General features: G+C 71.0%; 24 protein-coding genes, 1 pseudogene and 1 riboswitch. Of the genes and pseudogenes, 5 read left to right on the top strand and 20 right to left on the bottom strand.

Annotation, left to right across the window (positions count from 1 at the left end):
* The first annotated feature begins 547 nt into the window (after window positions 1–547).
* Complete coding sequence (locus tag ACFVWU_RS36660; RefSeq protein WP_387629037.1) at window positions 548–2,068, top strand: sensor histidine kinase; 1,521 nt, start codon at window positions 548–550, stop codon at window positions 2,066–2,068.
* Window positions 2,069–2,519: 451 nt separating this feature from the next.
* On the opposite strand, the gene ACFVWU_RS36665 is transcribed toward ACFVWU_RS36660, so the two are convergent.
* Together ACFVWU_RS36665 and ACFVWU_RS36670 are read right to left on the bottom strand one after the other, a co-directional pair.
* On the bottom strand, window positions 2,520–2,771 hold the full coding sequence (locus ACFVWU_RS36665) for a WhiB family transcriptional regulator (protein WP_014138019.1): 252 nt from the start codon (window positions 2,769–2,771) through the stop codon (window positions 2,520–2,522).
* Window positions 2,772–3,139: 368 nt separating this feature from the next.
* Window positions 3,140–4,111: a diacylglycerol/lipid kinase family protein gene (locus ACFVWU_RS36670; RefSeq protein ID WP_387629039.1), complete on the bottom strand. Its 972-nt coding sequence runs from the start codon at window positions 4,109–4,111 to the stop codon at window positions 3,140–3,142.
* Window positions 4,112–4,161: 50 nt separating this feature from the next.
* On the opposite strand from ACFVWU_RS36670, the gene ACFVWU_RS36675 reads away from it, so the two are divergent.
* Window positions 4,162–4,578, top strand: coding sequence for a hypothetical protein (locus tag ACFVWU_RS36675; protein ID WP_387629042.1), 417 nt, complete (start codon window positions 4,162–4,164; stop codon window positions 4,576–4,578).
* Window positions 4,579–4,647: 69 nt separating this feature from the next.
* Here the strand turns inward: ACFVWU_RS36675 and ACFVWU_RS36680 are convergent, their stop codons facing one another.
* From ACFVWU_RS36680 to sodN, 7 genes and pseudogenes are all read right to left on the bottom strand, one after another.
* Window positions 4,648–5,529: an RNA polymerase sigma factor SigF gene (locus ACFVWU_RS36680; RefSeq protein ID WP_387629084.1), complete on the bottom strand. Its 882-nt coding sequence runs from the start codon at window positions 5,527–5,529 to the stop codon at window positions 4,648–4,650.
* A gap of 269 nt (window positions 5,530–5,798) precedes the next feature.
* Window positions 5,799–6,209: an anti-sigma regulatory factor gene (locus tag ACFVWU_RS36685; RefSeq protein ID WP_387629045.1), complete on the bottom strand. Its 411-nt coding sequence runs from the start codon at window positions 6,207–6,209 to the stop codon at window positions 5,799–5,801.
* Between the two features lie 247 nt (window positions 6,210–6,456).
* Entirely contained in the window at window positions 6,457–6,933 is a 477-nt protein-coding gene (locus tag ACFVWU_RS36690) for a GNAT family N-acetyltransferase (protein WP_387629048.1), read from the bottom strand.
* 9 nt (window positions 6,934–6,942) lie between these two features.
* Window positions 6,943–7,326, bottom strand: coding sequence for a nuclear transport factor 2 family protein (locus tag ACFVWU_RS36695; protein WP_387629051.1), 384 nt, complete (start codon window positions 7,324–7,326; stop codon window positions 6,943–6,945).
* Between the two features lie 88 nt (window positions 7,327–7,414).
* Complete coding sequence (locus ACFVWU_RS36700) at window positions 7,415–8,305, bottom strand: ABC transporter substrate-binding protein (RefSeq protein WP_387629054.1); 891 nt, start codon at window positions 8,303–8,305, stop codon at window positions 7,415–7,417.
* Window positions 8,306–8,464: 159 nt separating this feature from the next.
* Window positions 8,465–8,782: pseudogene (locus ACFVWU_RS36705) on the bottom strand (iron chelate uptake ABC transporter family permease subunit); the annotation flags it as partial.
* 100 nt (window positions 8,783–8,882) lie between these two features.
* A riboswitch (cobalamin riboswitch) is annotated at window positions 8,883–9,016 on the bottom strand.
* Window positions 9,017–9,117: 101 nt separating this feature from the next.
* Window positions 9,118–9,513 carry a superoxide dismutase, Ni gene (sodN, locus tag ACFVWU_RS36710; RefSeq protein WP_030057980.1) on the bottom strand — a complete coding sequence of 132 codons (396 nt, stop codon included), beginning with the start codon at window positions 9,511–9,513 and terminating at the stop codon, window positions 9,118–9,120.
* A gap of 258 nt (window positions 9,514–9,771) precedes the next feature.
* On the opposite strand from sodN, the gene sodX reads away from it, so the two are divergent.
* A complete protein-coding gene (gene sodX / locus ACFVWU_RS36715; protein ID WP_387629086.1) occupies window positions 9,772–10,134 on the top strand; it encodes a nickel-type superoxide dismutase maturation protease in 363 nt (120 codons plus the stop codon).
* Window positions 10,135–10,137: 3 nt separating this feature from the next.
* Here the strand turns inward: sodX and ACFVWU_RS36720 are convergent, their stop codons facing one another.
* The 5 genes from ACFVWU_RS36720 to ACFVWU_RS36740 form a co-directional block, all read right to left on the bottom strand.
* Window positions 10,138–10,725 (bottom strand): CGNR zinc finger domain-containing protein, encoded by a 588-nt coding sequence (locus tag ACFVWU_RS36720; RefSeq protein ID WP_387629057.1) that lies wholly within the window; start codon window positions 10,723–10,725, stop codon window positions 10,138–10,140.
* Between the two features lie 115 nt (window positions 10,726–10,840).
* A complete protein-coding gene (locus ACFVWU_RS36725; RefSeq protein ID WP_387629060.1) occupies window positions 10,841–11,638 on the bottom strand; it encodes an amino acid ABC transporter ATP-binding protein in 798 nt (265 codons plus the stop codon).
* A complete protein-coding gene (locus tag ACFVWU_RS36730) occupies window positions 11,635–12,609 on the bottom strand; it encodes an amino acid ABC transporter permease (RefSeq protein ID WP_387629062.1) in 975 nt (324 codons plus the stop codon). The genes ACFVWU_RS36725 and ACFVWU_RS36730 overlap by 4 nt, the downstream gene beginning before the upstream one ends.
* 36 nt (window positions 12,610–12,645) lie before the next feature.
* On the bottom strand, window positions 12,646–13,572 hold the full coding sequence (locus ACFVWU_RS36735) for an ABC transporter substrate-binding protein (RefSeq protein WP_387629064.1): 927 nt from the start codon (window positions 13,570–13,572) through the stop codon (window positions 12,646–12,648).
* A 445-nt stretch (window positions 13,573–14,017) separates the two neighbouring features.
* Window positions 14,018–14,944: an ABC transporter substrate-binding protein gene (locus tag ACFVWU_RS36740; protein WP_387629065.1), complete on the bottom strand. Its 927-nt coding sequence runs from the start codon at window positions 14,942–14,944 to the stop codon at window positions 14,018–14,020.
* A gap of 579 nt (window positions 14,945–15,523) precedes the next feature.
* On the opposite strand from ACFVWU_RS36740, the gene ACFVWU_RS36745 reads away from it, so the two are divergent.
* Window positions 15,524–16,720, top strand: coding sequence for an NADP-dependent malic enzyme (locus tag ACFVWU_RS36745; protein WP_387629067.1), 1,197 nt, complete (start codon window positions 15,524–15,526; stop codon window positions 16,718–16,720).
* Between the two features lie 128 nt (window positions 16,721–16,848).
* The gene (locus ACFVWU_RS36750) at window positions 16,849–17,817 is read left to right on the top strand and encodes a zinc-binding dehydrogenase (protein WP_387629069.1); all 969 of its coding nucleotides are present in this window, start codon (window positions 16,849–16,851) and stop codon (window positions 17,815–17,817) included.
* Between the two features lie 33 nt (window positions 17,818–17,850).
* Here the strand turns inward: ACFVWU_RS36750 and ACFVWU_RS36755 are convergent, their stop codons facing one another.
* From ACFVWU_RS36755 to ACFVWU_RS36780, 6 genes are all read right to left on the bottom strand, one after another.
* Window positions 17,851–17,976, bottom strand: a complete 126-nt coding sequence (locus tag ACFVWU_RS36755) for a hypothetical protein (protein WP_387629071.1) — start codon at window positions 17,974–17,976, stop codon at window positions 17,851–17,853.
* A 132-nt stretch (window positions 17,977–18,108) separates the two neighbouring features.
* A complete protein-coding gene (locus ACFVWU_RS36760; protein WP_387629074.1) occupies window positions 18,109–19,134 on the bottom strand; it encodes a PadR family transcriptional regulator in 1,026 nt (341 codons plus the stop codon).
* A gap of 1 nt (window position 19,135) precedes the next feature.
* Window positions 19,136–20,074 carry a DUF4097 domain-containing protein gene (locus ACFVWU_RS36765; protein WP_387629075.1) on the bottom strand — a complete coding sequence of 313 codons (939 nt, stop codon included), beginning with the start codon at window positions 20,072–20,074 and terminating at the stop codon, window positions 19,136–19,138.
* 202 nt (window positions 20,075–20,276) lie between these two features.
* Entirely contained in the window at window positions 20,277–20,459 is a 183-nt protein-coding gene (locus ACFVWU_RS36770; RefSeq protein WP_270144164.1) for a DUF6104 family protein, read from the bottom strand.
* A gap of 51 nt (window positions 20,460–20,510) precedes the next feature.
* Window positions 20,511–22,463, bottom strand: coding sequence for a protein kinase (locus tag ACFVWU_RS36775; RefSeq protein ID WP_387629079.1), 1,953 nt, complete (start codon window positions 22,461–22,463; stop codon window positions 20,511–20,513).
* Between the two features lie 240 nt (window positions 22,464–22,703).
* On the bottom strand, window positions 22,704–26,156 hold a 3,453-nt coding region (locus tag ACFVWU_RS36780; RefSeq protein WP_387629082.1), incomplete at its 5' end, for a multifunctional oxoglutarate decarboxylase/oxoglutarate dehydrogenase thiamine pyrophosphate-binding subunit/dihydrolipoyllysine-residue succinyltransferase subunit.

Raw genomic sequence — 26,156 nt, forward strand, 5'->3', positions numbered from 1 at the left:
GGCGGGCACTGCGCCACCTCCTTCGTCGGCGGCTTGGCTCTTCTCCCTTTCGGCACCGGCGCGCCCCTTCGGCTCGGGGCTGCTATTCGCCCGCTCGCCTCCGTGGGGCGGCTCGGGGCGGGAACCGCCCCCTGTCCACAGGCTGTGGACAGGGGGCGGTTCTCTGAGCGGCGGAACATGGTTTCGATGGGGGAGCCCCGACGGTCCGTCGCTGACGGTGAAGTGCCCGGAAAGCACTACGGGCCACGGCGCCGACACGGGACCCTCAACCCGCGCGGCACCGCAGCCCGGAGCTGTCGTCGGGCACCGGAGTCGACCGAGGACTGTGCGGGGTCCTCACTCGGTGGTGTCCGACCGAGGAGAAGGCCGCGCGCGGTCAGGGCAGTTGCGTGGCGGGTCTCTCCTTGGTGCCCTTTCATTGTGGACTAGACCAATCCGGGTTGTCCAGGGCGACCGGGGAATTGGTCTAAACAACTCCGGACAGTCGGCGACGGCCACCGCACGGTCCGCCGCGCCCGGCCCCGACCGGCGGCGCTACGCTCGCCATGTGCCCTCGCTGAACGAACTCGTCCGCCGCCACACCACCCTCACCGGGGCCGACGTGGAATGGCTCCACATGCTGGTCTCGGAGTGGCAGCTGCTCTCCGACCTCTCCTTCGCCGACCTGGTGCTGTGGATCCCCACCTGGGACGGCATCCGGTACGTCTCGGTGGCGCAGATGCGGCCCAACACCGGACCCACCTCCTACCAGGACGACATGGTCGGCCACCTCGTCCCGCGCGGGCGCCGCCCGCTGCTGGACGCCGCCTTCGACGAGGGGCGGATCGTGCGCGAGGGCGACCCGGAGTGGCGCGAGGAGGTCCCGGTCCGGGTCGAGTCCATCCCGGTCCGGCGCGAGGGCAAGGTGCTCGGGGTGATCGCCCGCAACACCAACCTGCTGACCGTCCGCACCCCCAGCCGGCTGGAGCTCACCTACCTGCAGAGCGCCTCCGACCTGGCTCAGATGATCGCCGCCGGCAGCTTCCCGTTCCCCGGCGTCGAGCAGGCCGACATGGACGCCGCGCCCCGGGTCGGCGACGGACTGATCCGGCTGGACGCGGACGGTGTCGTCACCTACGCCAGCCCCAACGCCCTCTCCGCGTACCACCGGCTCGGCCTCACCACCGACCTGGTCGGCAGCCACCTCGGCCGGGCCACCGCCGACCTCGCCCCGCCGTCCCGCTCGGCCGTCCACGAGGCGCTGGTGAAGCTGGCCAGCGGCTGGGCGCCGCGGCAGACCGAGGTGGAGGCGCAGGGGGGAGTGGTGACCCTGCGCGCGATCCCGCTCAAGCCCAAGGGCACCCTGACCGGTTCGCTGGTGCTCTGCCGGGACGTCACCGAGCTGCGCCGCCGTGACCGCGAGTTGATGACCAAGGACGCCACCATCCGGGAGATCCACCACCGGGTGAAGAACAACCTGCAGACCGTCGCCGCGCTGCTGAGGCTGCAGTCCCGCCGGATGGAGTCGGAGTCCGGCCGGGCCGCGCTGGACGAGGCGGTGCGCCGGGTCGGCTCGATCGCGATCGTGCACGAGACGCTCTCCCAGGCGCTGGACGAGCAGGTGGCCTTCGACGAGATCGCCGACCGGGTGCTGGCGATGGTGATGGAGCTGTCCCAGGACGGCCGGGTCGCGACCCGGCGCACCGGCAGCTTCGGCATCCTCTCCGCCGAGGTGGCCACCCCGCTGTCGATGGTGCTGACCGAGCTGCTGCAGAACGCGCTGGAGCACGCCTTCGGCCCGACGGCCTCCGGGAACCTGGAGGTGAGCGCGCTGCGCGGACGGGCGCCGGCGACCGGCATGGGCTGGTCGGACAGCTGGAACGGCGGCGCCCGGCCGGAGGAGTACCTGCTGATCACGGTGCAGGACGACGGCCGCGGCATGCCGGAGGGCTTCGACCCGAAGACGGCCGGCAACCTCGGGCTGCAGATCGTCCGGACGTTGGCCACCGGCGAGCTCGGCGGCACCTTCGACATGGTGGCCGGCCCGAACGGCGGCACCAAGGTGATCCTGGAGATCCCGGTCCGCTGAGGCCCGCCGGGAATCTGCGCCGAGGCCTGCCGGGAATTCGTCGCATCGGGGCGCTCGGCCGGGGCGTGCGTTCGGCGGAAGCGCCGGGTGCGCACTCCGCAAGCCCTTACGCGACGGGCGCGGAAACAGAAACGAGGCCCTGTCGACCGGGGGGGGTGGGTCGACAGGGCCTCTCAACCCGTTCCGGCCGTCGGGGGGAGTCGGCCGGAACGGGGGCTCTGGGTGGTGCGACACCTCGCCGGTGCGTTGCACACGGTGAGCGCCTCAGCTCCACAATATTGCTCTCAGTGAACAGTATCAAGTGGCTGGACGGTCCGGTGTCGCAGGACCTCGCCGGGCAAGGCCCTTTGTGCGGAAGGCTTCACCAGGAGGTGCAGGGAAGCCTTTGATCATGTGTTGATCGGTACGGCGGTTACTGCTGGTGCTACGGCGTGTGATCAGACGCGGCTGATCAGGCGGTGCGGGCGCGGTTGCGGGCGGCACGACGCTTCATCGCGCGGCGCTCGTCCTCGCTCATACCGCCCCAGACGCCGGCGTCCTGGCCGGTCTCGAGAGCCCACTGGAGGCACTGCTCCATCACCGGGCAGCGGCGGCACACGGCCTTGGCTTCCTCGATCTGCAGCAGAGCAGGACCGGTGTTCCCGATCGGGAAGAACAGCTCCGGGTCCTCTTCGCGGCAGACAGCGCGGTGGCGCCAGTCCATGGTCGTCCAACTCCTCCTGCCGCGGGGGGTGGCCCGATCGGCATAATCGAATGGCTTGTGAATGTGAACGCTTTCACGAATCCCACAACAGCAAAAGAGACCAAAGGCCCGCCGGGCCCGGGTGGTCTGTGCTTGGGGGATTCGGCGATTCGAGGGACACTCCGCGGTCGGTGCTCCTGTGGTTCCGGAGTCGCCGTCGCTGCGATGCGTCCCGATCGCCATGTAGAGGTTCGCAAACCTCGGGCTCGGATACAACCCCCTTCGGGGAGGAATTTTTGATTCTTCGGTGTCGCCTAGCTCACAGCCAGTACTTCTATGGAGTGAAGGGGGCTTGTGCGTTCGAGAAGAAGGGCGAACCCCGCTTCCGGTCACACAATCACACGCAGTGCCCGCCGTACGCCTGTGAAACTGACGCGACTCCGGTCTCCAAGATGGTCCCCGTCCACCTGGAACGGGACGGGTTCCTGGGAAACCAAGGTGAAGTGTCTGACGTCGTGGTAGGAGACGACGTGTTTTCCGGACGGGCCGGCCGCCGGGGCGCCGTCGCTCGAAGGCGCGTACGACCGCAGGATCTGACGGATCGTTCGAGCCGTACCGAACGCCGTCATCACGGTGATTCCGAAGACGTCCAGATCCGTGTCGAAGGAGGCGAGCGGCGAGGGGTAGACCGGACGGTTGCCGAGGAAGGTCCATGGCGAGGTGTTGCTCACTATCGCCAGGACCAGGCCCGGCACGGCCTCGTGGCCCGGCAGTTCCAGGGTCACCGGGCCTCTGCGGCGCTGCTCACGCTGGGTGAAGTAGTGCCGGATCGCCTGCCCCACGTAGAGGGAGTGGGTGGACTTGCGCCCGGCCCGGCGCTGCTCCTCGACCCGGCCGACCACCCCGGCGTCGAAGCCGAGGCCGGCGGTGAACGTGAACCAGCGGTCCGGCATGCCGTCGGTCATCGCCTTGCCCAGCCCGATCGGCCGCTCCTGCCCCTGCTCCAGCGCGTTCAGCAGGGCGCCGGTGGCCTCCACCGGGTCGTTGGGCAGGCCCAGCGCGCGGGCGAAGACATTGGTCGAACCGCCCGGCACCACGGCCAGTCGCGGGACCTTCTCGCCCGGGCCCTGCGCCAGCAGCCCGTTCACCACCTCGTTGACGGTGCCGTCACCGCCCAGCGCCACCACCAGGTCGACCGTGCCGTCCTGCGCCGCCTCCCGGGCCAGGTCGCGCGCGTGGCCCCGGTACTGCGTCTCGGCGACCTCCAGCTTGAGGTCGCTGCGCAGGGCGTGGATCAGCACGTCTCTGGTCCGGCCACTGGTGGTGGTGGCCTTGTGGTTCACGACCAGGAGAGCGCGCATGGGGAAAGCCTACGGGGCGGTACGGACCAACCGGCGGCTACCCTGCTGGAGTGACCGCAGAAACCCCCGCACCCGCACCCGCTCGCCCGGTTTCGCTCACCCTGGGCGCCGCCATCACCGCCCTGGAGGGCGCCGCGCTGGCCGTCGTCGGCGTCTCGGACATGGTGTCCGCGCTGTCCGGCCAGGCCAAGCAGCTGGCCCTGAACGAGTTCGGCGGCCTGGTCATCGTGCTGCTCGGCGTGCTGCCGATGCTGGCCGCCCGCGCGCTGCTCAAGGAGCGCCGCTGGGGCCGCAGCCCGGCCGTGCTGACCAACTCGATCTGCCTGCCGGTCGCGTACTACATGATCCAGAGCGGCGGCGCGATGATCGCGGTCGGCGCGGTGGTCGGACTGCTCGGCCTGGTGGGCATCGGCTCGCTGCTCAACCCGAAGTCGACGGCGGCCCTGTACACCCAGCACGAGGGCTGAGCACACAGGACCGCCGAGGTCCTCAAGCCCGCTGAGCGGCCGCTCGAAGGAGCTGAGCGGCCGTCAGTCCTACTCCTCCACCAGGAGCTTCTCCCGCAGCTGGGCCAAGGTCCGCGCCAGCAGCCGGGACACGTGCATCTGGGAGATCCCCACCTCGGCGGCGATCTGCGACTGGGTCATGTTCCGGAAGAACCGCAGCACCAGGATCTTCTGCTCGCGGGGCGGCAGTTGGGCCAGCAGCGGCTTGAGGGACTCGCGGTACTCGACGCCCTCCAGCGCCTCGTCGGTGGCGCCCAGGGTGTCCGCGACGGCCGGCGACTCGTCGTCGCTGTCCGGCACGTCCAGGGACAGCGTGGAGTACGCGTTGGCGGACTCCAGGCCCTCCAGGACGTCCTCCTCGGAGATCCCCAGGTGCTCGGCCAGCTCGTGCACCGTGGGGGAGCGGCCGTGCCGCTGGGAGAGCTCGCTGGTCGCCGTGGTGAGCGACAGCCGCAGCTCCTGCAGGCGGCGCGGGACGCGCACCGCCCACCCCTTGTCGCGGAAGTGCCGCTTGATCTCGCCGACGATGGTCGGCGTCGCGTAGGTGGAGAACTCGACCCCGCGCTCGTGGTCGAAGCGGTCCACCGACTTGATCAGCCCGATGGTGGCGACCTGGGTCAGGTCGTCCAGCGGCTCGCCCCGGTTGCGGAAGCGCCGGGCCAGGTGCTCGACCAGCGGGATGTGCATCCGCACCAGCTGGTTGCGCAGCTCGACGCGCTCCGGGGAGCCCTCGGGCAGTGCGGACAGCCGGACGAACAGCGCGCGGGCGGCCTCCCGGTCCGGGGCGCCGGTGCGGTGCGAGCCGCCCTGGGCGGGCACGGCGCCGTGCAACTCCGCGGCCCCGTCCGCCTGGTCCGGCGGAGGCGTGGAGGCGGGCGTCGGCTCAGACGTCGGCTCGGTCGGGTGGCTCATCCGGTGGGCGTCCTTCGGGTGCGCTTCGTCGTTGGCGGCGAGGCCGGGAACGCTCGCCTGGGTCGGTACGGCAGGGCCCGCCGTCGCGAGGCCGGTACGGTCCAGATCACTCACGGCCATTCCCCCGTTCCGTTCCGGGAGCACCGGGGCCGTCGGCCCCGGCATCGTCTCGTTGGTCGTACCGCGTGGGGGGCGGTACCGGGAGCCGCCCGCCGGGCCCCGGTGGGGGAGCGGCGGACGGCCCTTGCAGGGTGCTGCTCGGTGCCCGGCTAGTGGGCGACGGACCCGCCGCGCTTCTTGTGCAGGCTGATCGACACGGTGTTGTCCTCGTCGACCGAGGAGTCGACCTCGCCGGCCAGCGCGGAGAGCACCGTCCACGCGAAGGTGTCCCGTTCGGGCGCCTTGCCGTCCGTGGTGGGAGCGGCGACGGTCACCTTCAGCGAGTCGCCGACCAGGCGGAACTCGCAGGACAACACGGAGCCGGGGACCGCCTGCTGGAGCAGGATGGCGCAGGCCTCGTCCACCGCGATCCGCAGGTCCTCGATCTCGTCGAGGGTGAAGTCCAACCGGGCCGCGAGCCCGGCCGTCGCCGTCCGCAGCACGGAGAGGTAGGCCCCCGCCGCGGGCAGCCGGACCTCCACGAAGTCCTGAACTCCGAGATCGCTGTCGATCTGGGACACCCTTGCCTCCTGGGTGACGCGCTGTGCTTGCTTGGTACCCCCCGCTGGGGGGCCTTGCTACCGCTGTTACTACCGCTGTTGCTACCCCACGGAGGGGCGCCGATACCGCTGATCCGCCATCGCCGCTGGTGCTCCGCGCCCCGGTGCGAGAGTTACTCATGGTAAGGCATTGCGACGCTGGGTGGCAGGGCCTTTGCCCGTACTCACCGGTCGGTTCGGCGACTTCTCAGCGACTTCTCAACAACTCTCAACGACTGCCGGCGGCGGTCAGTGCCTCGCCGGTGAGCCGGTAGACGGTCCACTCGTCCATCGGCACCGCGCCGAGCGACTTGTAGAAGTCGATCGAGGGCTGGTTCCAGTCGAGCACCGACCACTCCACCCGCGCGTAGCCGCGCTCGACGGCGATCCGCGCGAGCTCCAGCAGGAGCGCCTTGCCGTGGCCGCCGCCGCGGGCCTCCGGGCGGACGTAGAGGTCCTCCAGGTAGATCCCGTGGGTGCCGCGCCAGGTCGAGAAGTTGAGGAACCAGACCGCGAAGCCGACCGGCTCGCCGGTGGTGTCGTCCTCGGCGATCAGGCCGAACAGGGCCGGGTTGGCGCCGAACAGCGCCTCGCGCAGTTGTTCCTCGGTGGCCACCGCCTCCTGCGGGGCCTTCTCGTAGTCCGCGAGCTCGCGGATCATGGTCAGGATGACGGGGACGTCGGTGACGACGGCGGCGCGGATCATGCCGCGAGCCTACTGCTCGGGTCCGGTCTCGTCCCAGGCCTGGATCGAGGTCTGGTCGACGATCCGGCCGTCCCGCAGGTCGGCCATCGAGGACATCAGCACCCGCACGCCGTCGGGATAACGGCAGGACTCCAGGAAGGCGACGTGGTCGCCCTGGACCACCACCTGTTCCAGCTTGTGGGTCATCTCGCGGCCGTAGACGTCGTTCAGCATGGCGCCGATCTCGTCCAGTCCGTGCATCACCAGGGGGTGGCTGGGCTGGGTCTTGCGGTCGACCACGCGCAGTTCGGCGTCCTCGGCGTACAGGGCCAGCAGGGCCTCGGAGTCGCAGCGCTCGATGCCCTCGCGCAGGGCCCGGGTGTCGAAGGCGGACGGCGCCGCCATGGTGGTCATGATCTCGGTCCTCCGGTCGGGTCCGTCGGCTCGTACCTCTGAGCGTACGCCCGGCGGACCCGGTCGGAAGCGGTGCTGCCCGGGCCGGTCAGCGGGCCGGGACGGTGCGCAGGTAGTCGGCCAGGGTGCTGATCGCGGCCGGGTTGCGCGGGCTCTCGACCAGGTCGACGTAGTCCATGACCACGATCACCTCGGGGTCGCGCCGCACCACGCTCTCCCAGCCCGCGGTGACCCAGGTGTCGGCGAGGTCGCCCATGATGTTGGCCCCGCCGGCCTTGTCGATGATCTGGTCGGCGGCGGCGAACTTCCCGGCGGTGTACGGCTTGTCCTGCCCGCTGTCGTACAGGAAGACGGACGGACGGCGCTCGGGCTGCGGGACGGCGGCGATCTTCGCCTTGAAGTCGGAGACCAGGCGGTCGGCGCGGTCCCTGACGTCGAAGATCTCGCCGAGGTTGGCGAGGTCGGTGTAGAGCGCCTCCAGCGGGTCCATCACCCCGCGCTCGGGGCCCTTGCCGCTGCGGCAGGACTCGCTGAGCACGTAGGAGTCGATGCCGAGGGCCTTGAACGCCTGCGGGGTGACCCCGCTGCCCTCGTCGAAGCCGTAGTGCCAGCCGGCGAAGACCAGGTCGGCCTTGGCGTCCAGCGCGATCTCCTTGGTGAGCACCTTCTTGGAGAGCCAGGTGGTCTGCTGGTACCCGTCCTTCCAGGCCGCCTTGTCGACCCGGCCCTTGTCGTCGGGCATGACGTAGCCGGCCATCCGGTCGGCGAGGCCGAGGGAGAACATCAGCTCGGCCATGTTGACGTCGTTGGTCACCACCCGGGCGGGCTTCTGCGCGAAGGTGAGCCGCTCCCCGCAGTCGTCCACGGTCACCGGGTAGTGGGCGGAGGCGGTGGGGGCCGCGGTGGGGGTGATCCGCGCGCCGCAGGCGGTGAGTCCCAGGGTGAGCAGGGCGGCGGCGGCAACGGCCTTGGTGCGCATGTCACTTCTTCCGGATCGGAGCGGTCTTCGAGTGGTTCAGGGGAGGCGGTCGAACAGCAGCTGGAGGGCGCCGGTGTCCGGATGCCGGACCTGGGTGGCCCGGACGCCGAACACCTCGGCCAGCAGGGCGGGTCGGAGCACCTCGTGGGGCGTCCCGGCGAGGACGAAGGGGTCGGCGAGCGCGTTGCGCACCAGCGCCTGGACGGCGACGCCGGTGGCGGCCAGTCCGGCGCCGACCACGGCGGCCAGGACGGTGCGCGGCAGTCGGATCTCCCAGACGATGGCGTACCCGGCCGCCTCGCTCGCGTCCAGCCGACCGCCCGTCAGTCCGGCGCCCAGGAGCCGCAGGACGCGGGGGAGTTGGATCCCGGAGGAGCCGAACGCGACTCCGCAGACCAGGGAGAGCAGCAGGGCGGCGGCGAGGCCGACGGCGAGCGGGAGCGTGGGTATTCGGCGAGCAGGCGAACTGCTGTCCACGAGAGGATCGCGCCTTGCCTCGGGCCGCGGGTGTGCCGGGGCGGGCGCCGGCCGGGGGCGTGCCCGGGCGCCTTCCCCTCGCAGTCCACGGCGAGTTGTCGGGAGTTCAGTGGCCGAGGGCGATCGGGCTGGCGCGGACGCGGGGGGTGCTCCCGGGGCCGTGCTCACCGTTGCGGGTCAGCGCCGGATTCGCACCGGACTTCCCCCTCGGACGCCCTGGCGGCATAACAGTCACTCAGGCCAGGCAGCCCTTACCGGGCATGGATCGGGCGTGAACGCACGACCGCCCCCGTCCGACGGGCGGACGGGGGCGGCCGGGTGGCGACGCGTCAGGCTCAGGCCTGCTTGGTCTCCCAGAAGATCTTGTCGACCTCGGCGATCAGGTCCAGCAGGGCCTGGCCGGTGGCCGGGTCGGTGGACGCCTTGGCGGCCGAGGCGGCCTTCAGGGTGTCGTTGATCAGCTTGTGCAGCTGGGGGTACTTCTCGAAGTGCGGGGCCTTGAAGTAGTCGCTCCACAGCACCGAGATGTGGTGCTTGACGGCCTCGGCGCGCTGCTCCTTGATGATGATGGCGCGGGCGCGGAAGTGCGGGTCCTCGTTGGCCTGGTACTTCTCCTGGGTGGCCTTGACCGACTCGGCCTCAAGCTTGGCCTGCGCCGGGTCGTACACGCCGCAGGGCAGGTCGCAGTGGGCGTGAGCGGTGGCGCGAGGTGCAAACAGACGAGAGAACATGGGAGTCCTTCCTTAGATCGTCTTCCCGCGCCCGAGATTACCCTTCCGTCCGCCGGGTTTCGCGATCGGGCGGTGGGCCTAGGGCGAAAGGCGGACCCGGAACCGGGGTAATCCGGACATCGAACGGATGACGGTCCGTACGGCAGACTGGGTGCGGACGGTCCGGGAGGAGGAGTCGTGGCGCGGAGCGCGGACCCGCAGGGTGGTGCGGGCGGCGGCGTGGTGCCGTTCGGGCTGATCGACGTGGCGGGCCCGTCGATGGTCCCGACCCTGCGCGAGGGCGACCAGCTGCTGGTCCGCTACGGCGCGCCGATCCGGCCGGGCGCGGTGGTGCTGTTCCGGCACCCCCTCCAGCAGGACCTGCTGGTGGTGAAGCGGGCGGCCGAGCGCCGCCCGAAGGGCTGGTGGCTGCTGTCCGACAACCGGCCGGTGGACAGTGACAGCCGCAGTTACGGCCCGGTCCCGGACGAGCTGGTGCTCGGCCGGGTGCTGCTGCGGCTGCGCCCGAGCCCGGCCTGGCTGGCGCCGGGCCGCCGGCTGGAGCGGCTGCTGCTCAGCCCCCGGCTGGCCCGGGTGCCGGGCCTGGCCCGCCGTCTCGGGGTCTTCGTCGAGGAGCTCTGAGGCCTACTGCCCGGCGCTGAGCGCCGCCTCGGCCTCCTGGCGCTTGCGGGCCCGGTAGGCGGCCACGTTGGCGCGGGTCGCGCAGCGGTCCGAGCAGTAGCGGCGGGAGCGGTTGGTCGAGGTGTCCAGGTAGGCGTTGCGGCAGGGCGCGGCCTGGCAGATGCCGAGCCGGTCGGCGCCCAGCTCGGTGAGGTGGACGGCCAGGCCCATGCAGGCGACCGCGCTGAAGTGGGCGGTGGCGGTCGGCGAGTTGTCGGCCAGGTGCAGGTGCCAGCGCGGCCGGCCGGCGTCGTCCAGGTGGTCGTGCCCGGAGACCAGCGGGCTGACGGGGTACTCCATCAGCAGGCTGTTCAGCAGGTCGACGGCCCGGACCTCGTCCCCCTCGGCGGCGGCCTCGAACACCCCGCGCAGCCTGGTCCGTACGCCCCGCAGCCGGGGCACGTCGGACTCGTCGGCCAGTGCGGCGGCCCGGGAGGAGTCGGAGAACAGGGCGCGCACCGCGTCCACCGAGGTCAGCGTGTCGGTGCCGCGCTCGGGTTCCTCGGTGTTCACCAGCCGAACGGCGAGATCGGCGTACGAGGCGAGCTCCACGGCGGTCCTTCCAGAGATTTCGGTAACGGGCCGGATGGTTCCAGCCTATTACCCGGCTGGGGAAAACGTCGGCGCCCGGCAGGAAAGGTGCCTGCCGGGCGCCGATCGTGCGGGGTCAGAGCACCTTGGAGAGGAAGGCCCTGGTCCGCTCGTGCTGGGGGTTGGTGAGCACCTCGCGGGGGTTGCCGGACTCGACCACCACACCGCCGTCCATGAACACCAGCGCGTCGCCGACCTCGCGGGCGAAGCCCATCTCGTGGGTGACGACGATCATCGTCATCCCCTCCTCGGCCAGGCCGCGCATGACGTCCAGCACCTCGCCGACCAGCTCCGGGTCGAGCGCGGAGGTGGGCTCGTCGAAGAGCATCAGCTTGGGCTTCATGGCCAGCGCGCGGGCGATGGCCACGCGCTGCTGCTGGCCGCCGGAGAGCTGCGAGGGGTAGTTCTTCGCCTTGTCGGCGAGTCCGACCCGCTCCAGCAGGGCCATGCCGCGCTCGCGGGCGTCGGCCTTGGTCTCCTTGCGGACCTGCACCGGCGCCTCTATGACGTTCTCCAGCGCGGTCATGTGCGGGAAGAGGTTGAAGTGCTGGAACACCATGCCGATGTCCCGGCGCTTCTGCGCGACCTCGCGGTCCTTCAGCTCGTGGAGGCGGTCGCCCTTCAGCCGGTAGCCGACCAGTTCGCCGTCCACCGAGAGGAAGCCGCCGTTGATCTTCTCCAGATGGTTGATGCACCGCAGGAAGGTCGACTTGCCGGATCCGGAGGGGCCGACCAGGACGAACACCTCGCCCTTCTTGACCTCCAGGTCGATGCCCTTGAGCACCTCCACCAGCCCGTAGGACTTGCGTACGCCCTGCGCCTCCACCATGGGTACGGGTCGGGTGTCCGCCGGGGGCTTGGTCAGGTCGGTCATACGTGGCCACCTCCTTCGAGGCCCGTGACCACGTCGTCCTTGGCCGGCGGGACGGGCTTGCCGGCGAACAGCCGGCGCAGGCGCTGCAACGGCGTGGGCGGGAGCACCCGGTTGGCGCCGCGCGCGTAGTAGCGCTCGATGTAGTACTGGACCACGGTGAGGATCGAGGTCATCAGCAGGTACCAGATGCTGACGACGATCAGCAGCGGAATGGTCTGGAACGTGCGCGAGTAGATGTTCTGACCGGCCCGGAGCAGCTCTTCCAGGGCGATCGACGAGACCAGCGAGGTGGTCTTCAGCATCGAGATGGTCTCGTTGCCGGTCGGCGGGATGATCACGCGCATCGCCTGCGGCAGGATGATCCGCCGCATGGTGGCGAACTGGCTCATGCCCAGCGCGTGCGCGGCCTCGGTCTGGCCGAGCGGCACGGACTGGATGCCGCCGCGGACGATCTCCGCCATGTAGGCGGCCTCGTTGAGGCCGAGGCCCAGCAGGGCGGCGACGAACAGCGGGATCGCCTGGTTGGTCGGCTGGGACCAGAAGGCCGGGCCGAACGGGATGCCGATCGAGATGTTGGCCCAGAGCGTGCCCAGGAAGTTCCAGAACAGCAGTTGGACCAGCACCGGGGTGCCGCGGAAGACCCAGATGTAGAACCAGGCGGTGCTGGAGAGCACCGGGTTCGGCGACAGGCGCATCATCGCGAGGATGATGCCGCCCGACACGCCGATCAGCATGGAGAGGAAGGTCAGCTCAAGGGTGACGCCGAGGCCATGCAGGATCGAGGAGTCGAAGAGGTATGTGCCGACGACGTCCCACTGGAACTGGGGATTCGTGGTGAGGGCGTGGATCAGCATCGCCGCGAGGAGCGCGACGACTGCTGCCCCGACCCAGCGTCCGGGGTGGCGGACCGGGACGGCCTTGAGGGTTTCGGGCCGTCCCGGGTGCACCGACCCCTGGTCGGAAGAGTTCACTGTGTGGCCTCAGGGGTTGTGTTCAGAACAGCGGAATCAGCTGGCGGCGCCGTTGACGGCAGACTTGTCGATCGCGCCCGCCTGCACGCCCCACTTCTCCAGGATGCTCTTGTAGGTGCCGTCCGCCATGAGGGACTGGATGGCGCCCTGGACGGCCTTGGTGAGCGGCGAGTTCTTCGCCAGCACGACGCCGTACGGGGCGGTGTCGGTCACCTGGCCGATCTTCTCCAGCTGCCCGTTGGTCTGCTTGATCGCGTAGTCGACCACCGGGGAGTCGGCCAGCATGACCTGGTCGCGGCCGGAGACCAGCGACTGGGTGACGTCGGTCTGCAGGTCGAACTTGTCGCCGTCGTTCGGGATGGTCGGCTTGCCGGCCTTGGCGCAGGCGGGGTTGATGGTGTCCTTGATCGCGTCGGCCTGGGTGGTGCCGGTCTGGACGGCGACCTTCTTGCCGCACAGGTCCGTGGGGTCGATCTTCTCGGGGTTGCCCTTCTTGACCGCGGCGCCCGTGCCCGCGCTGAAGTAGGTGACCATGTCGACCGATGCCTCGCGCTCCTTCGTGTCGGTGAAGGAGCTCATGCTCATCGTGTACTTGTTGCCCGTGATGCCCGGGATGATCGCGTCGAAGGTGGCGTTCTGGACGTCGGCGGTCAGGCCCAGCTTCTTGGCGATGGCGTTGGCCAGGTCGACGTCCATGCCGACGATGGCGCCCTTGTCGTCCTTGAACTCGTTGGGCGCGTAGGAGGCATCGGTGGCGACCACGATCTTGCCTGCGGACTTGATGTCGGCCGGGACGAGGGCGGCCAGCGACGCGTCGGAGGTCACGGCGGGGACCGTCGCGCTGGCGTTGGCGCCGGTGGAGGAACCGGACTTGCTGCTGCCGCAGCCGGTCAGCACGAGGGACACGGAGACGGCGGCCACGCCGGCCGCGAAGAGGCGGGTGCGCTGGGTACGGGCGGTCATGAGGGGGATCTCCTCCTGGGGAGAGAAATCGGGCGGAGTACGCCGCGGGAGCGGCGCACCGGGCAGCTGGCCGTACGGAGCCGTACGGATGGGTATGTCGCTGTACGTCGTCGTACGGGCATGCCGGGTGGTGCAGTGTCCTGGGCGCAGGGGGCCGCCCAGGGTGGTGCGGGGTACTGCTTCCGCCACCCTCCGCCGAGGTGGACGTTGACCGGAACCGCCTCGACCAGGGGTCGGCTCGATCCGAGTTGGGGGGAATCCTGCCATCTGATGACGGTCAGGTGGCCCTCATTCAGATCAAAATCGGATAACAAGGGCTCGCACTGTCCGCTATTCGGACGAATCGCGTGCCCCTGTCACCCTGCGTATAAGTATGCAGATCCCTCCGCAGTCCGCCCGGAGGCCCGCCGGGGGCCGCCCGCCCCCGGCCGGGCCCGGCCGCCGCTCAGATGCCCCCGTTGACGACCGCGTTCTGCGCCGCGCCGGCGCTCACGTTCCACTTGCCGAGGATCTTGTCGTACTCGCCGCTGCGGATCAGCTGGTCGACCGCCTTGGAGAGGGTGTCCCGCAGGTCGGTGTCCGTCTTGCGCACCGCGATCCCGTACGGGTTGGAGGTGGACTGCGCGCCGGTCAACTCGAAGCGGTTGCCGCCGTCCGTGGTCTTCGCCGCGTAGGCGGCCACCGGGAAGTCGTTCACGCCGGCCGCGGCGGCGCCGGAGGCGACCTCGGCCAGCGCCTTGGCGTCGCTGTCGAACCTGTGCACGGTCAGCTGGCGACCGGTGTGGGAGCAGACGGCCACCTGCCGGGTGGCGATGTCGTCCTGGGTGGTGCCCTGCTGGAGGGCGACGGTCTTGCCGCACAGGTCGTCGAGGGTCTTGATCCCCTTGGGGTTGCCCTTCGGGACGACGATCGAGGCGCCGGCGATGAAGTAGTCCACGAAGTCCACGCCCGGGTTGACCTGCTTGCCGTTCTCGTCCAGGCCCTCGCGGCGCTGGCGGATGTCGCTGATCGCGGACATCGCCACGTCGAACTGCTTGCCCTGCAGGTTCGGTATCAGCTTGTCGAAGGGGGTGTCCACGAATTCGATCCGCACGTCGAGGATCCGGCCGAGGGCCGCGGCGAGCTCCGGGTCGAGGCCGGCCGGCTTGCCGTCCTGACCGCGGAACTCCACCGGCTCGAGGTTGACGTCCATGCCGATGCGCAGCACCCCGGCCGAGCGCTGGGCCTTGGGCAGCTTGGCGCGGATGTCCTTGACCGGGTCGCTCGCGGCGGCCGGCCCGTCGCCGCCGCAGCCGGTGAGCAGCAGGGCGCCGGTGACGGCCAGTGCGGCTCCGGCGGCGGCCGGACGGCGGACCTGGGGGACATGACGCATGAGGGCTGCTCCTGTGGGTGGGACGCGTGGTCGCCGGGGTGTCAAGGCGGTATCCGCCCAATAGCGGACAAGCGATCCTGACATCCCACCCTGCCGGGCCCGGCAGCGGGTGTGTCAGAATTCGGTACCGGGTGACCCCCGAACGCTCGAACCAGACCGACGAGCCCCGACAGGCTCGGGGTGCCCAGGAACGGAAGTCATCACGTGGCTCCGTATCAGGGGTGCCGACTCCCCTCCGGGTCTGCGTTCACCCCTGCGGGTGTGCGTGCGTTGACGCCGTTGCCGCCGCCGGAGCCCGTCGCTTCCGACGCCGGGCCCCAGCTGACGCGACAGCGCGGCGATGAACGCCACGTGACGAGGACGAAAAGGCATAGGTGCGATGTCTTTGTCCGACTTACGCTCGGCCCGGTAGCACGACGCGGACAACACAAGACCCCATAAAACCCTCATCCGAGGGCGCCACCCGACGGGCGCCCCGACCCTGACCCCGGGTCCGCTTCGGCGTACCCGGTTTCCGGTTTCCGGACGGGTCGTCCTGTCGGCCGCGCACCTCGCCAGATCAATGACGAAGAGGTCATCGTGGCAGCGGAGATCATTCACAGCAGCACCCAGGACACCGACGATCCGGTCGACGCCGTTTTCGCGCTCCACCGCGGCGGCAAGATGGAGATCCGGGCGACCGTGCCGGTGCGCGACGCGGACGACCTGTCCCTCGCCTACACCCCCGGTGTCGCCCGGGTCTGCACGGCCATCGCCGAGCAGCCGGAGCTGGTCAACGACTACACCTGGAAGTCCAACACCGTCGCGGTGGTCACCGACGGCACCGCGGTGCTGGGCCTGGGGGACATCGGCCCGGAGGCCTCGCTCCCGGTGATGGAGGGCAAGGCCATCCTGTTCAAGCAGTTCGGCGGCGTGGACGCGGTGCCGATCGCGCTCGCCTGCACCGAGGCCGACGAGATCGTCGAGACCGTGGTCCGGCTGGCGCCGTCCTTCGGCGGCGTCAACCTGGAGGACATCTCCGCCCCCCGCTGCTTCGAGATCGAGCGCCGGCTCCAGGAGGCCCTGGACATCCCGGTCTTCCACGACGACCAGCACGGCACCGCGATCGTCACCACCGCGGCCCTGTGGAACGCGGCCCAGGTGACCGGCCGTGAGATCGGCTCGCTGCGCGCCGTCATCTCCGGTGCCGGCGCGGCCGGTATCGCCATCGCCAAGATGCTGCTGGCGGCGGGCATCGGCGACGTGGCCGTGTGCGACCGCAAGGGTGTGGTGTACGAGGGCCGCGGCGACCTGACGGACGTCAAGGCCGAGATCGCCGGGCTGACCAACCGCGCCGGTCTCAAGGGCTCGCTGGCCGACGCGCTGGCCGGCGCCGACGTGTTCATCGGCGTCTCCGGCGGCACCGTGCCGGAGGAGGTCGTGGCGACCATGGCCGAGGGCGCGTTCATCTTCGCGATGGCCAACCCCAACCCGGAGATCCACCCCGAGGTCGCGCACAAGTACGCGGCGGTCGTCGCCACCGGGCGCAGCGACTTCCCGAACCAGATCAACAACGTGCTGGCCTTCCCGGGCATCTTCGCCGGCGCCCTGCAGGTGCGGGCCTCGCGGATCACCGAGGGCATGAAGCTGGCCGCCGCCAAGGCGCTGGCCGGCGTGGTGGCCGACGAGCTGACGCCGCAGAAGGTCATCCCCTCGCCGTTCGACGAGCGGGTCGCCCCGGCGGTCAGCAAGGCGGTGGCCGAGGCCGCCCGCGCCGAGGGCGTGGCGCGGATCTGACGATCTGGCGAACCCCGCCCCGGGTCTCCGGGCGAGCGGGGGGAATCAGAGCCACAGGCTGAGGCCGGGACGCGCGTCACACCCACGCGTGGTTCCCGGCCTCGGCCGTCCCGGCTATCGTCCGGGACATGTTTGCTGCCTACGCCGCACGTATCGACGCCGACGACCCGCTCAGCGGGCTGGAGTTGGGTGAACTCCCCGAGCCGCAGGCCCGCCCCGGGTGGAGCGTGGTCACGGTCAAGGCCGCCAGCCTCAACCACCACGACCTGTGGTCGTTGCGCGGGGTCGGCCTGCCCGCCGAGAAGCTGCCGATGATCCTCGGGTGCGACGCCGCCGGGGTCGACGAGGCCGGAAACGAGGTGGTCATCCACTCGGTGATCGGCCAGACCGGCCACGGGGTGGGCCCGAACGAGCCCCGGTCCATCCTGACCGAGCGCTACCAGGGCACCTTCGCCCAGCAGGTGGCCGTGCCCACCTGGAACCTGCTGCCCAAGCCCGCCGAGCTGAGCTTCGAGGAGGCCGCCTGCCTGCCCACGGCCTGGCTGACGGCCTACCGGATGCTGTTCACCAACGCCGGGGTCAAGCCCGGCGACACCGTCCTGGTGCAGGGGGCCGGCGGCGGGGTGGCGACCGCGCTGATCGTCCTCGGCAAGGCGGCCGGCCTGCGGGTGTGGGTCACCGGCCGGGACGAGGCCAAGCGCCGCCGGGCGGTCGAGCTCGGCGCGGACGCGGCCTTCGAGAGCGGCGCCCGGCTGCCCGCCCGGGTGGACGCGGTGATGGAGACGGTCGGCGCCGCGACCTGGTCGCACTCGGTGAAGTCGCTGCGCCCGGGTGGCACCATCGTCATCTCGGGTGCCACCTCCGGCCCCAACCCGAGTGCTACCGAGCTCAACCGGATCTTCTTCCTGGAGCTCAAGGTGGTCGGCTCGACCATGGGCACCAAGGAGGAGCTGGCCGGGCTGCTGTCGCTGTGCGCGACCACCGGCGTCCGTCCGGTGATCGACTCGGTGCTGCCGCTGTCCGAGGCCCGGGAGGGCTTCGCCCGGCTGGCCAAGGGTGACGTCTTCGGCAAGATCGTGCTCAACCGTTTCAATTAAATGATCAGGAGTGAGTCTTGGACCCAGGTCTGATCACTGCGTGCATCCCGAACGGTGGTGGATGAGCTGGCGGAACCGCTTGCGGTGGCTGTGTTTCTCGCGGGTGGTCTCGGCGGTGAAGTCCAGGTTCTCCAGGCCGTCATGGACACCTATGTGCACCAAAACGACATCAATCCTCAGCAGTTCACAACCCCTGATTCGCGGCGCCCCTGAGCGCGGCGGGCCCGGTGCCCCTCGAACGGGGCACCGGGCCGAAGCCGTCGGGGCCGGCGACTTGTCGGGGCCGGCGGCTCAGCCGAGCAGCCGCTTCAGCCGCTCGCCGGCCGCGCCCAGCACCGAGCGGGCCTCGGCCAGCTCGTCGGCGCTCACCCCGCCGTCCCGGGCCGCATCGCGGACCTGGTCGCGGAAGCGGTCGAGCAGTCGCTCCAGTTCGCGGGCCGGGTCCTCGGCCGGGTCGGTGCGCGCCCACGACGGCAGGTCGGCGGGGGCGGTTCCGCCGTCCTTGTCCAGGTCGATCCGGGTCACCGTGATCTTCTCGGCCGGCTCGTCCGCGGGCTGGCCCCAGCGGGCCGCGTCGGCCAGCCCGGCCAGGCCCTTGGTCAGCTCGGACAGGCCCTCGGCCAGCCCGGTCGGCCAGTCGCCCTTCGCGGCGTGCTCGCGCACCTGCTGCTCGACCCGGCGCTTTATCCGCAGCGCCTCCTGCTGGGCGGCGGTGCGGGAGGCCTTGGCCTGCTCGCGCAGCCGGCGGGCCTCCTCCTCGGCGGCCTTCGCCTTGGCCTTGGCGGCCTTCTCCTGCTCCCGGGCACGCTTGGCCTGCTCCTTGGCCTGCCGCTTGAACTGGGCGAACTCCTCCTTGGCGCGCTGCCAGGACTCGTTGTCGCCCCAGGGCCCGGCCCACGGGTCGCCGCCGCCCTCGGTGCGGTCCGGCCGGGGGGCCTGCTTGGCGGCCTTCCACAGCTCCTCGCGCAGGTCCTTGGCGCTGTCCCGGACATCCTCCCGGATCGCCCCGGCGAGCTGCGCCACGGAGTCGTGGATCTCCAGCTCCAGCTCGTCCAACTCGCCCTGACGGGCTTCGAGTTCCGTGCGCCCGGCGTCGGTCAGCCGGTAGACCTTGCGGCCGCCCTCGGTGCTGTGGCTGACCAGGCCCTCCTGCTCCAGCTTGGCCAGGCGCGGGTAGACCGTGCCGGCGGAGGGCGCGTACAGGCCCTGGAAGCGCTCCTCCAGCAGGCGGATCACCTCGTAGCCGTGCCGCGGTGCCTCGTCCAGTAGCTTCAGCAGGTAGAGCCGGAGCCGGCCGTGGCCGAACACAGGGGTCATCTCAGGCCTCCTTGGTGAGGTCGGGCCCGGCGGGGGTGTCGGAGCCGGGGGTGTCGGAGCCGGGGGCGGCCGGGAGCTCCTTGACCACCGCCGGGGCGTCGTCCTCGGGCTCGGGGCGGCGCAGTACGGTGACCGCGCCGGAGACGGTGGTGACGTTGAGGCTGCCGCGGCCGTCGCCGAGCTGGCCGGAGATCTTCTTGGCGCCCCAGGTGCTGCTCATCTTGAGCTCGTCGAAGGTGCTGGAGACCTCGCCGCTGGTGGAGCCGGCCTCGACGGTGGCGTCGGCCAGCGAGGGGATGCGGACCACGACCGCGCCGCTGACGGTGTTGACCTTGACGTCGGTCCCGCCCGCCACGTCGAGGTCGAGGGTGACGGCGCCGGTGACGGTGTTGGCCTGGACCTTGTCGGCGGTGCCGGCGATCACGGTGAGCTGTCCGGAGACGCTGTTGACCTTGAGCCGGCCGCCCACCGCCTGGGCGTCCACGTCGCCGGTGACGGTGCTGGCGTCGATCCGGCCGGTCAGAGCGGCCAGGGTGGTGTCGCCGCTGGCGCTCTGCACCGAGACGTGGCCGTCGATGCCGGTGACGCTGGCGTCGGCGGAGACGGTGCCGAGCTTGACGTCGGTGCCGGCCGGGACGGTCAGGGTGACCGCGACGGAGCGCTTGCGCTTGAAGGAGTCGAAGAAGTTGCGGACCGAGCCGATCGACTTGATCCAGTCGCCGAACTCGCTCCAGCTGTTGATGTCCTTGTAGGTGACCGTCAGGACGCCGTCCACCAGGGTCACGTGCAGGGGCTCGCCCTTGAGTTCGGTGACCTCCAGCCGGGCCGGGCCCTCGGCCGCGACCACGTTCACCGAGCCGTCGATGACGCGCACGTGCAGCGCGCGGACCGCGTCCTCGAAGGTGGTCCTGCCCGGCCCCTCGATCGTCCACTGGCTCATCTCTGCCGCCTCCCGTTGCGGATCGCGATGTATCGCGTTCTCTCTTAAAGACGATATATCGCGTGCCGGGAAATGCAAGCGGTTCCGCCCCGGACCCGCCCCGGAGGAATCCCGGAGCCGACCCGGAGGCCTCCCTTACGGGGACACGCGAAGGGCTCGGGAGGCGGTTGCCTCCCGAGCCCTTCGTCCGGCGGTCACCGGGTCACTCGTCGTCGTCCTCGTCGTCGAGCCGGGCCAGCCAGGTGGCCAGTCGCTCGACCGGGATCTCGAAGTCCGGGTTGAGGTCGACGAACTCGCGCAGGCGCTCGGCCAGCCACTCGAAGGTGACCTCCTCGTCGCCGCGCCGGTTCTCCAGCTCCTCGATGCCTCGGTCGGTGAAGTACACGGTTCGCTCCGGTCGGATGGGGATTGACCTGGTCAGGATAGACCGGGCCGGTCAGCCGGCCCGCCAGGTGCTGAGGGTCACCGAGGCGGCACCCGTGGTCGGATCGGCCGTGGTGATCGCGGCGATGGCGATGTTGCGGGTCTCCCGGTCACGGATGCAGAGCAGGCGGCCGGGCGCGACCCGGTTGTAGGTCAGGTCGGTGTCCGGCCGGGAGTCGATCGCGGCGGCGCACTGCTCGGCCGTCACCGTGGGCTCGGTGATCACGGCGAAGTCGGACTTCTCGTCCCCCGCGCTCTCGAAGGAGTTGGCCTTGCTGCCACTGCCGGTGTTGGTGACGCCGAGGCCCCACTTCAGGTCGCTGGAGCCGCTGCGCGGCACCACGGTGCCCGCGTTCAGGTCGATCCGGTACGCGTCGGAGGAGTACTCGGCGGCCGGGACCGAGAGCGCCTTCTTGTCCAGCAGCAGGGTGTAGCCGACCGGCCGGGCGGGGGCGGAGACGGAGCCCGGGCCGGACTTCGAGGGCGCGGCCGTCACCGGCGGGTTGGCGGCGCCGGTCGGGCTGGGGAGGGAGTCGCCCAGGGTGGGCGCCGGGTTCGTGCCGGGCTGGGCGCCCGTGCTCGGCTGGGCCGCGGTGCCGGTGCTGCTGGTGCCCTTCTTGCCGTCGTCCAGCTTCTTCATCAGCACCACGCCGCCTGCGGTGCCACCGACCGCCATCACCAGGGCGACGGTGAGCAGCACCTTCCAGGAGACCCCGCCCTTGCGCCTGGGCTCCGGCTCCGGGGTGACGGCGGTGACCGCCGGGCCGGGCGGCGGGGTGTCGAAGGACGGCGGCTCCGGCTGGAGCTGGACGGTCGGCGGGGTGGGCAGCACCGGGGCGGTCGGCGTCTCGGTGGGCGGCTGCGGCGCGCCGTACGCGCCGAGCGGCGGCGGGGCGAAGCCCGGCGGGGGCGTGGCGGGCTGCTGCGGCGGGGTCACCGCGGTGGCCGGGTGGGTCGGCGTGCCGGCCGGCTGCGGGGGAGCGGCCGGGGCCGGCGGGGTGGTGGGCGCGACCGGCAGCGGGGTCGGCGGCGTCCTGGGCAGGTCGGAGCGGCGGGTGATCTCGGTGTTGACCTGCCGGGGCAGCCAGTCCTCGCCGAACCGCAGCTGGCCGCCGACCTCCGGGTGGTTGCGGGCGGCCTGGATGATCTCGGCGGGCTTGGGGCGGTCCTCCGGGGACTTCGCCAGGCAGCGCTGGATCAGCTCCCGCAGGTCCGCCGGGACGGCCTCCAGGTCCGGCTCCTCGTGCACCACCCGGTAGAGCACCGCGGTGTCCGGCCCGTCGCCGAACGGCGGGGTGCCGCCGGCCACGTACGCGGCCAGGGCTCCGAGCGCGAACACGTCGGTGGACGGGGTGACGGCGCGGCCCTGGGCCTGCTCGGGGGCCATGAAGGCGGGGGAGCCGATCCGGTAGCCGGTGCCGGTCAGCGCGGTGGCGTCGGCGGCCCGGGCGATGCCGAAGTCGATCACCCGGGGGCCGTCCCCGGCGACCAGCACGTTGGCGGGCTTGAGGTCGCGGTGGACCACCTCGACGCTGTGGATCGCCTGCAGCGCCTCGGCGATGCCGCCCATCAGCAGCAGCACGGTGCGGACCGGCAGCGCGCCGTTCTCCCGCACCACCTGCTGCAGGGACGGGCCCGGCACGTACGCGGTGACCAGCCAGGGGGCGTCCGAGTCCAGGCCGCCGGAGTCGATCACCTGCGCGGTGTACAGCCCGTGGATCCGCTGGGCGTTGCTGACCTCCTGGGCGAACCGGCGGCGGAACTCGACGTCCTCGGCGAACTCGGGACGGACCACCTTGAGCGCCACCGGACGCCCGCCCGGCGTGTACGAGAGGTAGACCCGGCCCATGCCGCCGGCGCCGAGCCGGGCGAACAGCCGGTAGCCGCCGACCTCCCGGGGGTCGTCGGGCAGGAGCGGCTGGAAGACCGGAGGGAGCTTGCCGGGATGCGGCGTGTCGGCGGTCATGCGGTGATCCCCCTGGGAGAGCGGTGAGGTCGTTCGGCCGGGGCCGCGGGCGCGATGACGGGCGCCGGGCGGCGATCTGGCGATGCATAACCTATCGATCCGTCAGGAAGTCGTGCGGGCCGGTCCCCGTTTGGTTGCAGAGCTGCGACCTTGACGTGAACAGGAACGCCCGCGGCCCCCGTCTCCCTGGTCGGGAGGCGGGGGCCGCGGGCGTCAGCGGTGGTGCGGGGTCTCAGCGCGTCAGAGCGCGAAGACCTCCTCGATCAGCGCCTGCTGCTCGGCGGCGTGCCGCTTGGCCGAGCCGACCGCCGGGGACGAGGCCGTGGTGCGGGCGACGCGGCGCAGGCGGGAGCCGCCGGCGCTGCGGCCGATGACGACCTGCAGGTGGTCGACCAGGTTCATCGCGATGAACGGCCAGGCACCCTGGTTGTCCGGCTCCTCCTGCGCCCAGACGAACTGGACGTTGTCGCCGTAGCGGGCCAGCTCCTCCTGGAGCTCGGCCACCGGCAGCGGGTAGAGCCGCTCGACCCGGACGATCGCGGTGTCGGTGACGCCGCGCTCGGCGCGGGCGGCCTCCAGGTCGTAGTAGAACTTGCCGGCGGTGATGATCACCTTGCGGACCTGCGCCGGGTCGACGGTGGTGTCGCCGATGACCGGGCGGAACGAGCCGGACAGGAACTCCTCGGTCGCACTCGCCGCGGCCTTCAGGCGCAGCATCGACTTCGGGGTGAAGACGACCAGCGGCTTGTGGTGCGGGTTGTGCGCCTGCCAGCGCAGCAGGTGGAAGTAGTTCGACGGCAGGGTCGGCATCGCGACCGTCATGTTGTTCTGCGCGCACAGCTGGAGGAAGCGCTCCGGGCGGGCGGACGAGTGGTCCGGGCCCTGGCCCTCGTAGCCGTGCGGCAGCAGCAGGGTGACGCCGGAGTGCTGGCCCCACTTCTGCTCGGCGGAGGCGATGTACTCGTCCACCATGGTCTGCGCGCCGTTGACGAAGTCGCCGAACTGCGCCTCCCACATGACCAGCGAGTTCGGGCGGGTCAGCGAGTAGCCGTACTCGAAGCCCATGGCCGCGTACTCCGACAGCAGGCTGTCGTAGACGGTGTAGCGGGCCTGGTCCTCGGTGAGGTACTGCAGCGGGGTGTAGTCCTCGCCGGTCTTGCGGTCGATCAGGACGGCGTGCCGCTGGCCGAAGGTGCCGCGGCGGCTGTCCTGGCCGGCCAGGCGGACCGGGTGGCCCTCCATGAGCAGCGAGCCGATGGCGAGCGTCTCGCCCATCGCCCAGTCGATGGTGTTGTCCTCGACCGAGGCGGCGCGGCGCTGCAGCTGCGGCAGCAGACGCGGGTGGACGGTCAGCCAGTCCGGGTGGTTGACCTGCGAGGCGGCGATCCGCTTGACCATCTCCTGGGAGATGCCGGTCTGGATGGAGACCGGGAAGTCGGCGACCGGCTTGCCGGTGGTGGTGTCGGCCGGCGCCTGGGCCGCGTCGCGGACCTCGGCGAAGACCTTCTCCAGCTGGCCCTGGAAGTCCTGGAGCGCCTGCTCCGCCTCTTCCATGGTGATGTCGCCGCGACCGATCAGGCCCTCGGTGTACAGCTTGCGCACCGAGCGCTTCTTGTCGATCAGGTCGTACATCAGCGGCTGGGTGAACGACGGGTTGTCGGCCTCGTTGTGACCGCGGCGGCGGTAGCAGATGAGGTCGATCACCACGTCCTTGTGGAACTCCTGGCGGAACTCGAAGGCGAGCCGCGCGACGCGGACCACGGCCTCCGGGTCGTCGCCGTTCACGTGGAAGATCGGGGCCTCGATCATGCGGGCCACGTCGGTGCAGTACATCGAGGAGCGCGAGGACGCCGGGGCGGCGGTGAAGCCGACCTGGTTGTTCACCACGACGTGCACGGTGCCGCCGGTGCGGTAGCCGCGCAGCTGCGACATGTTCAGGGTCTCCGCGACGACGCCCTGGCCGGCGAAGGCCGCGTCACCGTGGATCTGGATCGGCAGCACCGGGAAGGTGGTGCCGCCCTGGTCCAGGATGTCCTGCTTGGCGCGGGCGATGCCCTCGACGACCGGGTCCACGGCCTCCAGGTGGGAGGGGTTCGCGGCGAGCGAGACCTTGATGGTCTCGCCGTCCAGGCCGGTGAAGGTGCCCTCGGCGCCCAGGTGGTACTTGACGTCGCCGGAGCCGTGCATCGACTTCGGGTCGAGGTTGCCCTCGAACTCGCCGAAGATCTTGCCGTACGGCTTGCCGACGATGTTGGCCAGCACGTTCAGGCGGCCGCGGTGGGCCATGCCGATGACGGCCTCGTCGAGGCGGTGCTCGGCGGCGGAGTCGATGGTCGCGTCCAGCAGCGCGATCAGCGACTCACCGCCCTCCAGCGAGAAGCGCTTCTGACCGACGTACTTGGTCTGCAGGAAGGTCTCGAAGGCCTCGGCGGAGTTCAGGCGGCGGAGGATCCGCAGCTGCTCCTCGCGCTCGGGCTTCGCGTACGGCTTCTCCAGGCGCTCCTGCAGCCACTTGCGCTGCTTCGGGTCCTGGATGTGCATGTACTCGATGCCGACGGTGCGGCAGTAGGTGTTGCGCAGCAGGCCGAGGATGTCGCGGAGCTTCATCATCTTCTGGCCGCCGAAGCCGCCGACCGCGAACTCGCGCTCCAGGTCCCACAGGGTGAGGCCGTGCTGGACGACGTCCAGGTCGGGGTGCTTGCGCTGCTTGTACTCCAGCGGGTCGGTGTCGGCCATCAGGTGGCCGCGGACCCGGTAGGAGTGGATCAGCTCCATGACGCGGGCGGTCTTGTTGACCTCGTCGTCGTGGGTGGTGGCGACGTCGGTGGCCCAGCGGACCGGCTCGTACGGGATCCGCAGCGACTCGAAGATCTCGTCGTAGAAGCCGTTCTCGCCGAGCAGCAGGCGGTGGATCTCGCGCAGGAACTCGCCGGACGCCGCGCCCTGGATGACGCGGTGGTCGTAGGTCGAGGTCAGCGTCATGATCTTGGAGACGCCGAGGCGGGCCAGGGTCTCCGGGGCGGAGCCCTGGAACTCGGCCGGGTACTCCATGGCGCCGACACCGACGATGGTGCCCTGGTTCTGCATCAGGCGCGGCACGGAGTGCACGGTGCCGATGCCGCCGGGGTTGGTCAGCGAGACCGTGACGCCGGTGAAGTCGTCCATGGTCAGCTTGTTGGCGCGGGCCCGGCGGACGATGTCCTCGTAGGCCTGCCAGAAGCCGAAGAAGTCGAGGGTCTCGGCCTTCTTGATGGCCGCGACGACGAGCTGGCGGTCGCCGTTCGGCTTGACCAGGTCGATGGCCAGGCCCAGGTTGACGTGCTCGGGCTTGACCAGGAAGGCCTTGCCGTCCTCCACCTTGTAGCTGTGGTTCATGCCCGGGGCGGCCTTGATGGCCTGGACCAGGGCGTAACCGATCAGGTGGGTGAAGGAGACCTTGCCGCCGCGGGCGCGCTGCAGGTGGTTGTTGATGACGATGCGGTTGTCGATCAACAGCTTGGCCGGGACGGCGCGGACCGAGGTCGCGGTCGGCACCTCCAGCGAGGCGTCCATGTTGGTGGCGACGGCCTTCGCCGGTCCACGCAGCTGGACCAGCTCGGGGCCGGCCGGCGCGGCGGCCGGGGCCGGGGCAGCGGCGGCCTTCGGGGCCGGCGGCGCGGCGGGCGCGGCGGCGAGCGGGGCGGCGGCCGGGGC

This window comes from Kitasatospora sp. NPDC058190, assembly GCF_042883685.1.
Classification (GTDB): Bacteria; Actinomycetota; Actinomycetes; order Streptomycetales; family Streptomycetaceae; genus Kitasatospora.